General features: G+C 49.8%; 12 protein-coding genes and 1 pseudogene. 11 read left to right on the forward strand and 2 right to left on the reverse strand.

Going from position 1 to position 12,463, the window contains the following annotated elements:
• The first annotated feature begins 44 nt into the window (after positions 1-44).
• The 4 genes and pseudogenes from accD to ACE41H_RS11365 form a co-directional block, all read left to right on the forward strand.
• Entirely contained in the window at positions 45-938 is an 894-nt protein-coding gene (gene accD, locus ACE41H_RS11350) for an acetyl-CoA carboxylase, carboxyltransferase subunit beta (protein ID WP_375355356.1), read from the forward strand.
• Position 939: 1 nt separating this feature from the next.
• The gene (locus tag ACE41H_RS11355) at positions 940-1,932 is read left to right on the forward strand and encodes an acetyl-CoA carboxylase carboxyltransferase subunit alpha (protein ID WP_375355357.1); all 993 of its coding nucleotides are present in this window, start codon (positions 940-942) and stop codon (positions 1,930-1,932) included.
• 111 nt (positions 1,933-2,043) lie between these two features.
• Positions 2,044-3,459: a pyruvate kinase gene (gene pyk, locus ACE41H_RS11360; protein WP_375355358.1), complete on the forward strand. Its 1,416-nt coding sequence runs from the start codon at positions 2,044-2,046 to the stop codon at positions 3,457-3,459.
• Positions 3,460-3,531: 72 nt separating this feature from the next.
• Positions 3,532-3,795: pseudogene (locus ACE41H_RS11365) on the forward strand (aminoglycoside 6-adenylyltransferase); the annotation flags it as partial.
• Positions 3,796-3,869: 74 nt separating this feature from the next.
• On the opposite strand, the gene ACE41H_RS11370 reads toward ACE41H_RS11365, so the two are convergent.
• Positions 3,870-4,757: a LysR substrate-binding domain-containing protein gene (locus tag ACE41H_RS11370; protein WP_375355359.1), complete on the reverse strand. Its 888-nt coding sequence runs from the start codon at positions 4,755-4,757 to the stop codon at positions 3,870-3,872.
• Between the two features lie 183 nt (positions 4,758-4,940).
• Between ACE41H_RS11370 and ACE41H_RS11375 the strand changes: the two genes are divergently transcribed.
• From ACE41H_RS11375 to ACE41H_RS11400, 6 genes are all read left to right on the forward strand, one after another.
• A complete protein-coding gene (locus tag ACE41H_RS11375) occupies positions 4,941-5,885 on the forward strand; it encodes a phosphate ABC transporter substrate-binding protein (RefSeq protein ID WP_375355360.1) in 945 nt (314 codons plus the stop codon).
• A 108-nt stretch (positions 5,886-5,993) separates the two neighbouring features.
• On the forward strand, positions 5,994-6,929 hold the full coding sequence (pstC, locus tag ACE41H_RS11380) for a phosphate ABC transporter permease subunit PstC (protein WP_375355361.1): 936 nt from the start codon (positions 5,994-5,996) through the stop codon (positions 6,927-6,929).
• Positions 6,929-7,825: a phosphate ABC transporter permease PstA gene (pstA, locus tag ACE41H_RS11385; RefSeq protein ID WP_375355362.1), complete on the forward strand. Its 897-nt coding sequence runs from the start codon at positions 6,929-6,931 to the stop codon at positions 7,823-7,825. The genes pstC and pstA overlap by 1 nt, the downstream gene beginning before the upstream one ends.
• 18 nt (positions 7,826-7,843) lie before the next feature.
• Complete coding sequence (pstB, locus tag ACE41H_RS11390; RefSeq protein ID WP_375355363.1) at positions 7,844-8,599, forward strand: phosphate ABC transporter ATP-binding protein PstB; 756 nt, start codon at positions 7,844-7,846, stop codon at positions 8,597-8,599.
• Positions 8,600-8,900: 301 nt separating this feature from the next.
• Positions 8,901-9,377, forward strand: a complete 477-nt coding sequence (locus tag ACE41H_RS11395) for an acyl-CoA thioesterase (protein ID WP_375355364.1) — start codon at positions 8,901-8,903, stop codon at positions 9,375-9,377.
• Between the two features lie 3 nt (positions 9,378-9,380).
• Entirely contained in the window at positions 9,381-9,773 is a 393-nt protein-coding gene (locus ACE41H_RS11400; protein WP_375355365.1) for an FxsA family protein, read from the forward strand.
• 33 nt (positions 9,774-9,806) lie between these two features.
• Here ACE41H_RS11400 and ytvI read toward each other — a convergent pair whose 3' ends face one another.
• Positions 9,807-10,925, reverse strand: a complete 1,119-nt coding sequence (gene ytvI / locus ACE41H_RS11405) for a sporulation integral membrane protein YtvI (RefSeq protein ID WP_375355366.1) — start codon at positions 10,923-10,925, stop codon at positions 9,807-9,809.
• Between the two features lie 313 nt (positions 10,926-11,238).
• On the opposite strand from ytvI, the gene citZ reads away from it, so the two are divergent.
• The gene (gene citZ, locus ACE41H_RS11410; protein ID WP_375355367.1) at positions 11,239-12,351 is read left to right on the forward strand and encodes a citrate synthase; all 1,113 of its coding nucleotides are present in this window, start codon (positions 11,239-11,241) and stop codon (positions 12,349-12,351) included.
• Positions 12,352-12,463: the final 112 nt, after the last annotated feature.

A 12,463-nucleotide genomic window follows, 5' to 3' on the forward strand; every position in this document is an offset into this window, starting at 1 on the left:
TTATCGGTTGCGGCCGACAAATTAACGGCTGGAGAGGTGTAGTTGTGTTTAAAGATTTATTTCAGAAAAAGAGGAAATACGCGACAATTCCGTCCGATAGGGCGCTGCAGAGCGGCGACCAGGAGCCACAGGAACGGCCCAAAAGGGAGATTCCCGAAGGTTTGATGACCAAATGCGGAAAATGCGGAACAATCCAATACAGCAAAGAATTAGAGAAAAATCTGAAAGTATGTCCGAATTGCGGTTACCACATGCGGCTGAATGCGCTGGAACGGATTAAAATGACATTGGACGAGGAAGGCTTTACGGAGTTTGACGCAGACATGATCTCGGTCGATCCGCTGGGATTTCCGGGTTACAGCACCAAGCTTGAGCAGCAGACGCTGAAATCGGGGCTGCGCGAGGCAGTGGTTACCGGGCGCGGAACGATAGACGGACAGCCTGTTGTCGCCGCCGTTATGAGCTTTGATTTTTTCACTGGAAGCATGGGTTCTGTAGTAGGCGAGAAGATAACCCGTGCTATTGAGCATGCCATCGAACATAAGCTGCCGATGATCATCTTTTCGACATCCGGCGGCGCGCGGATGCAGGAGAGCATTCTGAGCCTCATGCAGATGGCCAAGACAAGTGCGGCCCTTGCCCGGCTGGACGAGCAGGGGGGACTTTATATATCTGTGATCACTGATCCGACTACCGGCGGCGTATCGGCAAGCTTCGCTACGCTTGGAGACATTAACATTGCTGAGCCGGGCGCTGTTTTCGGCTTCGCAGGCCGGATTGTCATCGAGCAGACGATTCGCCAAAAGCTTCCTGATGATTTTCAGACCTCCGAGTTTAATCTGCAGCACGGTCAGCTCGATATGGTGGTACACCGCAAGGACATGCGTGCTACACTGGCCAAGCTGTTGGAACTTCACAGCACGAAAGGGGCGAACTAGATTGGCAGGAGAATTGCCTTACGAAAAACCTCTTGTGGAGATGCGGCAAAAGATTCAGGAGCTGCAGCAGTTCGGTCAGGAGAAAGGGATCGATTTCACAGAGGAAATCAACCGGCTTGAGGAAAGGTACCGCAAGCTGGAAGAAGAGATATACAGCAACATTACCGCCGCACAGAAAATGCACCTGGCCCGGCACCAGCAGCGGCCGACTTCGCTGGACCTGATTGAACTGGTGTTCACAGACTTCATGGAACTGCATGGAGACCGCCTCTTCGGTGATGATTTGGCGGTCGTAGGTGGACTGGCCCGTCTGAACGGAACGCCGGTCACGGTTATCGGGCAGCAGCGAGGGAAGGATACGAAGGACAATATCGCCCGCTTTTTCGGCAGCCCGCATCCGGAAGGATTCCGCAAAGCGCTGCGTCTCATGCAGCAGGCGGACAAGTTCCGGCGGCCGATTATTACATTTATCGATACCAAAGGGGCATATCCCGGAAATACGGCTGAAGAGAGAGGTCAATCGGAAGCGATCGCCCGTAACCTGCGGGAAATGGCGAAGCTTTCGGTGCCTGTTATTTGTGTGGTTATTGGCGAGGGCGGAAGCGGCGGCGCACTGGCCATGGCTGTCGGTAACCGGGTTCTGATGCTGGAGCATGCCATTTATTCTGCGATTTCCCCTAACGGCGCTGCCTCGATTCTGTGGAAAGACGCCTCCAAAGCGGACCAGGCGGCCGAAGCGATGAAGATTACCGCACATGATTTGCTGGACATGGAAGTGATCGAAGGAATTATTCCTGAGCCGCAGGGCGGCGCTCACCGGGATTATGAGCAGACTGCGCAGGCGATTCAATCAGCTCTGGAAGTGCACCTGCAGCAGCTGTCGGCTATGAACGCCGAGGAGCTGAAGGAAGACCGCTACCGCAAATTCCGTAAAATCGGCGAATTTACATTTGCGCAGGTCCAAACGTCCAGTACGGTTGTGGATGAGCAATAATGGACAAACATTAATTATGACGAAATTCCTATACAAATAGAGAAAACTATAGTAGATTTAATTGTTGGAAAAAGATATAGACTGACCTTGTGAAAACGGAGGAAACCTAATATGCGCAAAACAAAGATTGTATGTACCATTGGTCCTTCCAGCGAGTCGTTGGAAAATGTAAAGAAGCTGATTATGGCCGGCATGAACGTGGCCCGTCTGAACTTCTCCCACGGTGATTTCGAGGAGCATGGCAACCGTATCAAGAACATCCGCCAAGCCAGCCAGGAGCTGAACAAAAACGTTGCTGTGCTGCTCGATACAAAGGGGCCGGAAATCCGGACCGGGAAGCTCGAAGTTGAGCCGATTGAACTGGTTCAGGACGAATACGTCACACTGACGACGGAAGAAATTCTGGGCACGAAGGAACGCATTTCCGTTACGTATCGTGACCTTCCTTCCGATGTGACGCCTGGCTCTACGATTCTGATCGACGACGGTCTGATCGGTCTCACTGTAGTTGAAGTAGCGGGAACTGAAATTAAATGCCGTATTGTCAACGGCGGTACTATCAAAAGCAAGAAAGGCTGCAACGTACCGGGAGTCAGCATTTCCCTGCCTGGAATTACGGAAAAGGATGCCGCAGATATTGTGTTCGGTATCGAACAGGGTATTGATTTTATCGCTGCTTCCTTTGTGCGCAAAGCGAGCGACGTATTGGAAATCCGCGAGCTGCTTAAGAAGCATAATGCAGGCCATATCCAGATCATTTCCAAGATCGAAAACCAGCAGGGTGTAGACAACCTGGATGAAATCCTGGAAGCGTCCGACGGACTGATGGTTGCGCGTGGTGATCTTGGGGTTGAAATTCCTGCCGAGGAAGTTCCGCTCGTACAGAAGCTTATGATTGAAAAATGTAATATTGCCGGCAAACCGGTAATCACGGCGACACAGATGCTGGATTCCATGCAGCGCAACCCGCGTCCTACCCGTGCGGAAGCAAGTGACGTGGCCAACGCGATCTTCGACGGTACGGACGCTATCATGCTGTCCGGTGAAACGGCTGCGGGTAAATATCCGGTAGAGTCGGTGCTGACGATGTCGCGCATTGCCGAGAAAGCGGAATCCGCACTAAACTACCGCCAGCTGTTCAAGAAACAAAGAACGGCGCAGGAAGTCAGCATTACGGAAGCGATCAGCCAATCGGTGTCTATCTCGGCGCTTGATCTGCATGCGAAAGCGATCATTACTTCCACCGAGTCCGGCACGACAGCCCGCATGATTTCGAAATATCGTCCGCAGGCCCCGATCATTGCCGTTACGACCGATGAGCGGACTCTCCGCCGGATGGCCCTCACTTGGGGCGTGGTGGCTGTTCAGGGAAGATCTGTGGACACAACGGATGAGCTCTTTAACAACGCTATTGAAGGCGGATTGAAAACCGGCCTTGTGAAAGAAGGAGACCTTGTTGTCATCACGGCAGGTGTTCCTCTTGGACGCTCTGGCTCCACAAACCTGATTAAAGTAACTCAGGTATAAGCGACAGGTAAATTATAGGCTGTTCCCGCTGCAGAATTTTTATTCTGCACTGAGGAGCAGCTTTTTTAATGCAGTGACGGTTTGGTTGAAGTTTTGCTGGATAAAGACAGCTTGATTCAAAATGAAGAACGGGCGGATGACCGCCAATACTGGATTCAAAAGCCGACGGCCGGAAAATTTGACGATTGCTGCAACGAATTCTGGATGACTTCGACATATGTAGTCAAAGGATTGGTGCGGAAAGAAATTTTGTTTGCCATTGACCATCTGAATGAGATCGTGCGTCCTAATTTGCTTCGAATGATGGCCTGGCACATTGGAGCAGAGCAAGGGTATTTCATTCCTCGAATCTTTATTGCCTCCAAATTTCGATGTTTCTGCCGAATCTAAAAGCATTACATTCCCATTGTTTACCCCGTCTGGCCAAGAATATAGCTCTTGAATGCTTCTTTAGACTCAGATAGCGGATGATTGCCGTGCATCATATAAATTTCATAATAAGCCGGCCGGACGCCGGGCAAGGCATGCCAGACCAGTCCTTCATGCTCATGACGGATGCCACATGCCGGAAAAAAGGAGATCATGGCCCCGGCTGACACCGCATGCTTGACCGCTTCCAGGGACCCAGTCTCCAATACGACATTTACGGAGGCCATCGAGATGCTGCTTCGCTCAAACCATGTCTTTGCATAGCTGTGCAGGAATGACGGCGGAGAAGCGATGGCGAAAGCTTCGTGCAGCAGCTCTTCTTTTAAAGATGAACTGTTCGAGCCAAGCGGATGCGAAGCGGAAGTGATGATCCCCATTTGATCCCGGAACACTGGATGGCAGGCAATTGAATCGGAGAGGAGCGGATCATGGACGAAAGCAAAATCAATCTCCCCCTCCTGAAGAAGCCGGTTGATCGTATCCGCCGGATGAATTTCAAGCAAAATATAGGTCTCCGGATTTGTTTTGGTATATTCCGTTACCCATCCGGGAACGATATAATTCCCGGGAACAACATCAGCAGCAATTCGGATTCTCTTTCCCGCCTGTCCTGCATGATCAGCCAGTGCCTGCGTGGCTGCGGACTCCAGGGAGAGGATCTGTCTGGCATAAGGAAGCAGCTTTCTTCCGGCTTCCGTAAGCAGGATTCGCCCTCTGGCAGAGTGAAACAGCGGTGTCTGCATTTCTTTCTCCATACTCTTCATATGGAAGGATACGGTTGGCTGCTTCATGTTTAATGCCTGTGCGACTTCAGTCACTTTATGATACTTGTCCATAAGTACCAGAATCTGATATTTGAGCAAATTCAAAGCTAATCCCCGCCTAAAATCAGTATAGATTTATTGTATACAAAAAATCGATAAAATCTATCGTTTTTTTATACTGTTTTTACAAAACTATGTTTTTAACCTAACATTCGAAACCTACAATGTAAAAGTAGTTGATGGACAAAAATAAAAAAACCGTCACTAATAAGGGGAGGACAATTTATCATGTTGAAAAAATGGCCGTTCGTTCTGATGACACTTACTATGGTGTTCCTGCTTGCTGCATGTGGTTCAAGCAATAATGCTGCACAAGGCGGAGAGACAGGAGGAACAAACAACGGTGGTCAGACTGCAGAGACACCAGAGACACCAGCTCTGAGCGGAAATGTCCTGGCTGTTGGTTCGACTGCGCTGCAGCCGTTGGTGGAGCAAGCTGCACAGAAGTTCATGGCTGAAGATCAATATAAAGGTATTTCCGTTCAGGTTCAAGGCGGCGGTAGCGGCACGGGTCTGACTCAGGTATCCGGCGGACAAGCGGATATCGGCAACTCCGACGTATTTGCTCAAGAGAAGCTCGAATCCGGTGCAGAAGAACTTGTTGACCACCAGGTTGCTGTTGTAGCGATGGCTGCTGTAGCTAACCCAAAAGTTGGCGTGGACAACCTGACTAAAGAACAATTGGTAAATATTTTCACCGGCAAAGTGAAGAACTGGAAAGAAGTTGGCGGTGCGGATCAGGAAATCGTGATCGTTAACCGTCCTAGCAGCTCCGGTACTCGTGCGACTTTCGAGAAATACGCTCTTGGCACAAAAACGGAAGACCTTCCGGGTTCCATCCAGCAGGATTCCTCCGGTACAGTTAAAAAACTGATTGCCGAAACACCTGGCGCCATCGGTTACCTGGCTCTGTCTTACCTGGATGACACCGTTACATCCCTGAAATATAACAGCGTTGAAGCTAATGTTGAGAATGTGGAAAAAGGCGATTATCCAGTATGGGCTTACGAGCACATGTACACTAAAGGCGAGCCCCAGCCACATGTAAAAGCTTTCCTGGATTATGTTCTGTCCGATACAGTGCAACAAGCTGATGTTGTGGATCTTGGCTACATTCCTGTAGGCGGCATGCAGGTTACTCGTGACGTTGACGGCAACGTAACGAAAAAATAATAAACACTTCATGAGCCGGACACATGTACGGTGAACAACTAGTCATCACTCGGAGAACAGAGGCGGACATGCGTCCAGCCTCTATTCTTCGGTTAAAAGGAGTTAAAGATGGAACCTATTGAAGGGAAGACTTACATGGAGCAAAGTAAAAGAACCCGTGGCATGATGAGAGAAAAGCACTACTGGGAAGAATGGACCGGCCGTATATTTACGTCGGTTTGTGTCGTTTTTTTGATTGCAGTTATTATATCGATCGTCTATTTTGTCGCTTCAAAGGGAGTGGCTACCTTTGCGTTTGACGGAGTGAGTCTGCGCGAGTTCTTCTTTGGCACAAAGTGGAGCCCGGACGGCCAACCGGCTTCATTTGGCGCTCTTCCTTTTATTACGGGATCATTTGCGGTTACTATTATGGCGGCTCTGATTGCAAGCCCTCTCGGTTTGTGTGCGGCTTTATTCATGACAGAGATCGTACCTAAGTTTGGCAAACGCATATTACAGCCGGCGATTGAGCTTTTGTCAGGCATTCCTTCCGTCGTATACGGGTTCGTCGGTTTGACTGTGCTTGTGCCCTTGCTGCGCAATATGTTTGGCGGTCAGGGTAACGGAATTCTTGCCGGCTGCCTTGTTTTGTCCCTTATGATTCTCCCTACGATTACAAGTATTATGGCAGATGCTTTGGCAGCCCTGCCCAAGGGCCTTCGTGAATCCTCATTTGCCCTTGGCGCAACCCGTTGGCAGACGATTGCCCGGGTTATCATTCCGACGACGCTGCCGGCGCTGATGACAGGCATCATCCTCGGCATGGCCAGAGCATTCGGTGAGGCCCTTGCCGTGCAAATGGTTATCGGCAACGCTCCGCACATTCCGCACTCCCTGCTGGAATCAGCCTCAACGCTGACGAGTGTGATTACGCTCAGTATGGGGAATACCGCGATGGGCTCGCTCCAAAACGATGCTTTATGGAGCATGGCGCTAGTTCTCCTGCTGATGACATTTGTATTCGTGCTGCTCGTCAGGGTGCTTGAAAGGAGAAACCGTATTTAATGAAAGCTAAATCCATAGATAAAGCCGCTACGTTTATCATTTGTTTCTTTGCCTTACTGATCGTCGCCGTGCTGATTGGTCTTATCGGTTTTATATTGTTCCGTGGTATCAGTCATATTGATTGGAATTTCTTGACCGCAGCTCCGCAAACGCTGCGTGCAGGCGGGGGCATCGGTCCTCAATTGTTCAACTCCGTATTTCTGCTTATATTGACGCTGATTATTACTATTCCCCTGGGATGGGGAGGCGGCATTTACATGGCGCAATATGCCAAGCCGGGACGTCTTACGGATTTCATCCGTCTGACGGTAGAGGTGCTTTCTTCGTTCCCGTCGATCGTGATTGGTTTGTTTGGTTTGCTGCTGATTGTAAATACGTTTAATTTTGGCTTCTCGTTATTGTCGGGTGCGCTGGCTTTGGCTGTATTTAACCTGCCGCTGATGGTACGTACGACGGAACAGGCGTTCCGGGCCGTGCCGAAGGAGCAAAAAGAGGCAGGGCTTGCTCTGGGCCTGTCCAAATGGAAAATCATCACTTCCATCATGCTGCCGGTTGCGTTGCCAAGCTTGATTACCGGCACCATTCTGGCGGCCGGCCGTATCTTTGGCGAAGCTGCGGCTCTGCTGTTCACAGCGGGTATGACCACGCCTCCGCTTGATTTCACGGATTGGAATCCGCTCAGCCCGAGATCGCCGATCAACCCGATGCGTCCTGCCGAAACGCTGGCCGTTCATATCTGGAAGGTGAACAGTGAGGGGATTGCGCCTGACTCCGCAGACATTGCTGCCGGAGCGTCAGCAGTGCTGGTGCTGCTTGTATTGGCATTCAATCTGTCGGCCCGCTGGCTTGGCAAGGTGGCATACAAAAAAATGACTGCTGCGAAGCGTATGGATTAAAAGGAGATGAACCGACACATGGCCCAGCCTTTCAGTACCGAGGATTTAAGCATATATTATGGAACCTTTGAAGCTGTCAAAAAAATCAGTATGGAATTTCCCGCCGAAACGGTCACGGCCCTGATCGGTCCGTCGGGATGCGGAAAATCGACCTTTTTGCGTTCCCTGAACCGGATGAATGATGAGATTGCAGGGGCCTATGCGACAGGCCATATCTGGATGAACGGAAAGGATCTGAACGATCCGGGTACAGATGTAATCAAGCTCCGCCAGGAGATTGGAATGGTTTGGCAGAAGCCGAATCCGTTTTATAAATCGATCTATAATAATATTGCATTCGGACCAAGATACAGGGGCATCAAGAGGAAAAAGGACCTGGATGAAATTGTGGAAACCAGCTTGCGCAAAGCTGCCCTCTGGGACGAAGTAAAAGACCGGCTGCATGGCTCGGCGCTTGCCCTGTCGGGCGGTCAGCAGCAGCGTCTCTGCATAGCCCGCGCGCTGTCGGTCAATCCGAGCATTCTGCTGCTGGATGAGCCGGCCTCTGCGCTGGATCCGGTATCCACAGGCAAGATCGAAGAACTGATTACGGAACTGAAGAAGGAACTGCGCATTGTTATCGTTACTCATAATATGCAGCAGGCAGCCCGTATTTCTGATTTCACGGCCTACTTCTATGTGGGCAATCTGATTGAGCGCGGAAAAACGAAGGATATTTTCACGAATCCGACCAATGAGCTGACCCAGGAATATATCATGGGACGTTTCGGCTAAATGACAAGGCCGCCTTTCGAGGCAGGCCTTTTTTGTTCCTGTGGCTGAAATGTGGTTTAATGGAACTAGGACATTTTATTTTAAAGTGCGAGTTCAAAAAGTCAGGTTTTCAGCACCGAGAAGGTTGGATGAAGCTAGGGACTGAGGAGCGGAGCGTACGTTTGGGTACGTGAGCACCGGAGGGCCCGGCTGAATTCAAGATTCGATGTCGAGTCCACTTCTTGATTTTCTTCGTGATCAAAAGATGACTTTTTGAACAACCTCTTAAAGAAAGAAGTCCCAGACAGGAGAGAAGCACGATATGGCCAGAGAAAGGCAGGAAGCGGGACACGGCCTGTCATCCGTTCAGATTCGCGTGCGTTATCCCGAATGCGATCAGATGGGTGTTGTGTATCACGCCAACTATTTGAATTGGTTCGAAATCGGGCGTACCGAAATGATCCGGCAATCCGGCTTCACCTACCGCAGTATGGAAGAGCAAGGATTGATGCTGCCGGTCATTGATGTAAGTCTGAAGTATCATAAACCGGCCAAATATGATGATCTGGTGAGCGTATATACACAAATTACGGAGCTGACAAGAATGCGCCTGAGCTTTGCTTACGAAGTTAGACGCATGGGGGCAGACGAACAGGAGCTACAGCAGAGTGAACTGCTCGTTACAGGCTTAACACAGCATGTATGGCTGAACGGGGATTGGAAGCCGGTCAGACTTGATAAAGCTATGCCCGAAGTGTATCAGTCGCTGCAGAAGCTGGTTGCAGATAGAAAGGAGTAAAGCATGCGCAGGCCCTACTGGCTATTACTATTATTAATTCCAGCATTGGAGCTGTATGGTTTTCTGTGGGTAAGTCAGCAAATTGGTGCAGGAAAGACGATATTATTGATTATCATGACTTCCATCATCGGATTTGCCATGCTGCAGTTTGAAGGCCGCAAGGTCATTGCCGATGCCAAGCTGCAAATGAACCAGGGGCAAATGCCGGGCAATAAAATGCTTGACGGATTATGTGTTTTCCTGGGCGGAAGCATGCTGGTTATTCCGGGATTTATCACCGATATCATCGGTTTTACTTTAATCTTCCCGCTCACGCGGCCTATTTACAGAAAGCTGCTGTACCGCTGGATGGAGAAAAAAATGAAAAACGGCAGCATTACGTTCAGGCGGTTTTGACGTAATGCCGCCGTTTTTTCCAGTATAACAGTTTTATCTGATCCTGCCGGCGAGAATGTAGTTGCGCAAATCGCGAAGCACGTTGGCACGGTTAAACGCATCCAGCACAACGAGGGAGACGGGTCCGATAATAAGCCCCAGTACACCGAACAGCTTGAGCCCGACAAACATGGCAATCAGGGTGGCAAGCGGATCGAGTCCGACACTGCTGGCCAGCACCTTGGGCTCGGAGATCTGACGTGCAATCAGTATGACGATATAAAGGATGGAAAGTCCTAGCCCAAGCGTAAAATTATCCGACATAAACGCATATATGGCCCATGGGATCATGACGATACCTACACCGAGATAAGGCAGCAGGTCAATCAGACCGATCATCAGCCCGATGGTGAAAGCGGAATCCACCCGTAAAATGATAAGACCAACAATAACGACAACTGCGGTTATGGAAATGATAATGAATTGAGCCAGCAAATATCCGGACAGGGCCTTGCGCAGATCCAGCCAAATATCGGCGACCGTCTTGCGCAGACCGACCGGAGCAAGCCCGGAAAATGTGCGGCTATGCCGTTCCCAGTTTTTGCTGATGAAAAAAGCAGCCAGCACGATGACCATGAGAACGGCCCCCATATTTGGCAGGGCGGTGAGAAAGCTCAGAATTCCGTTGAGAAAACGGGTAACCAGATCGGTGACTGCGCTGCTTACGTTTTGTGTCGTTTTATCGATATTATTGTTGATGGTCTGCTGATAATCGGGATTTTCGCGGAGGAATTCATTCATTTCAATGATAATATTTTGTATGATATCACTCTTCGTCCAGGAGACGAACAGGCTCTTGAAGTGTGCAATATGAATGTCAAACGTTTTGGTCAGTTCAATAAGCTCCTTCACGATGCGTGTGACCGCGGCGGACAGCACCAGCAGAATGGCTCCGAGATATACAAACAGCGAAAGGGTGACTGCCAGCCAGTGGGGAAGCCTGGCCTTTTTGTGAAGAAACAGAACGAGCGGATTCATCGCGTAAGCCACCAGCCACGCCAGCAGGAAGGGATACACGAGCGGAAAGAGCCAGTACACAGCAAGAAGGAACAATAGGATTCCTGTTACGACCCATAATGCCCGTAAAATACGTTTTAGTATAAGTCGGTTCACCGTTCTATTTCTCCTTTTTTTGTTAGATGTATACCTGTATGCGCCTGCCTCTGAAAATATGTCTCAAACCTAGAAAACTTTGAAAATGAAAAGGGTTTCAAAAAATGTTTATAGGACTGATAAAATATTTGAATGCGCAGGATTAGCTGATTGATGTTCACAGAACCGACAAAATCCGGTATAGTGATAAGAGATTAAAATTATTGACATATGACGTTAACATTTTTGAGGCTATCCCATGTCATCTTTACTTTTGAAACTGTTTTCATTTGCAAGTCCTTTACAAAGCTTTTAGACAAAGGAGAGATGTAATATGACAGCGACTAAAGGTCTGGAAGGAATCGTGGCTGCGACTTCTTCCATTAGCTCCATTGTAGATGGCGTTCTCACTTACCGTGGCTATAACATTGATGATCTGGCCGTTAACGCCTCTTTTGAAGAAGTAGCTTATTTGCTGTGGTTTGGCAAGCTGCCGAGTGCGTCCCAGCTTAGCGATCTGCATGCCCAACTGAGCCGCTATGCCCCGATTCCCGATGAACTCATCTCGCAAATGAAGCTGTACCCGAAAGATATGAACACTATGGCGGCGCTTCGCTCCGCCGTATCTGCACTGGCCCTGTTCGACAGTCAAGCGGACGATATGTCCCGTGAAGCCAATGAGCTTAAGGCGATTAAACTGCAGGCACAGCTGCCAACGATTGTAGCAGCGATTGCACGTCTTCGTAAGGGACTGGAACCGATTCAACCGAAAGAAGGCGCTTCCATCGCCGAGAATTTCCTGTATATGATGGACGGGGAAGAGCCTACCGTAACCGCTGTGAAGGCAATGGATCAGGCGCTGGTGCTTCATGCAGACCATGAACTGAACGCTTCCACGTTTGCCGCCCGCGTGACTGTGGCCACATTATCGGACATTTATTCCGGCATCACGTCCGCTGTGGGTGCGCTCAAAGGGCCGCTGCATGGAGGAGCCAATGAGGCAGTTGCCAAAATGCTGGACGAGATCGGTTCGCTGGACAAAGTGGAGCCGTTCATTCAGCAAAAGCTGGCTAACCGCGATAAAATTATGGGCTTCGGACACCGTGTGTATAAAAATGGCGATCCGCGTGCGAAGCATCTGCAGAAGATGTCACGCGAGCTTGGCGAGCAGAATGGAAACACGACGCTGTATGAAATGTCCGTGCGTATTGAGGAACTCGTCACTTCCCAGAAGGGTCTGAAGCCGAATGTGGATTTCTATTCCGCGTCAGTCTACACCCAACTGGGCATCGAGCGTGAACTGTTTACACCGATCTTCGCTGTCAGCCGTGTATCAGGGTGGACGGCGCATATTCTTGAACAGTATGAGGATAACCGGATTATCCGTCCTCGTGCGGAATACACAGGTCCGACAAATCAGAAATACATTTCCCCTGAACTGCGGTGACATCCGGGAAATTAATCATGTACAATAGAGATGCGAGGGGCCGGGAGGCAATGATATAAGTCACTCTTCCTGCCCCCTCTATGCTGGTTGCCCATTAGTCCGGGCAGAGGCG

The organism is Paenibacillus enshidis (genome assembly GCF_042136365.1).
Lineage (GTDB): Bacteria > Bacillota > Bacilli > Paenibacillales > Paenibacillaceae > Paenibacillus > Paenibacillus enshidis.

What these genes read in the sequence shown, in the direction of transcription:
- pyk (WP_375355358.1), top strand. Translation starts at nt 2,044, where the DNA reads ATGCGCAAAACAAAGATTGTATGTACCATTGGTCCTTCCAGCGAGTCG.
- ACE41H_RS11375 (WP_375355360.1), top strand. Translation starts at nt 4,941, where the DNA reads ATGTTGAAAAAATGGCCGTTCGTTCTGATGACACTTACTATGGTGTTC.
- pstC (WP_375355361.1), top strand. Translation starts at nt 5,994, where the DNA reads ATGGAACCTATTGAAGGGAAGACTTACATGGAGCAAAGTAAAAGAACC.
- pstA (WP_375355362.1), top strand. Translation starts at nt 6,929, where the DNA reads ATGAAAGCTAAATCCATAGATAAAGCCGCTACGTTTATCATTTGTTTC.
- pstB (WP_375355363.1), top strand. Translation starts at nt 7,844, where the DNA reads ATGGCCCAGCCTTTCAGTACCGAGGATTTAAGCATATATTATGGAACC.
- ACE41H_RS11395 (WP_375355364.1), top strand. Translation starts at nt 8,901, where the DNA reads ATGGCCAGAGAAAGGCAGGAAGCGGGACACGGCCTGTCATCCGTTCAG.
- ACE41H_RS11400 (WP_375355365.1), top strand. Translation starts at nt 9,381, where the DNA reads ATGCGCAGGCCCTACTGGCTATTACTATTATTAATTCCAGCATTGGAG.
- citZ (WP_375355367.1), top strand. Translation starts at nt 11,239, where the DNA reads ATGACAGCGACTAAAGGTCTGGAAGGAATCGTGGCTGCGACTTCTTCC.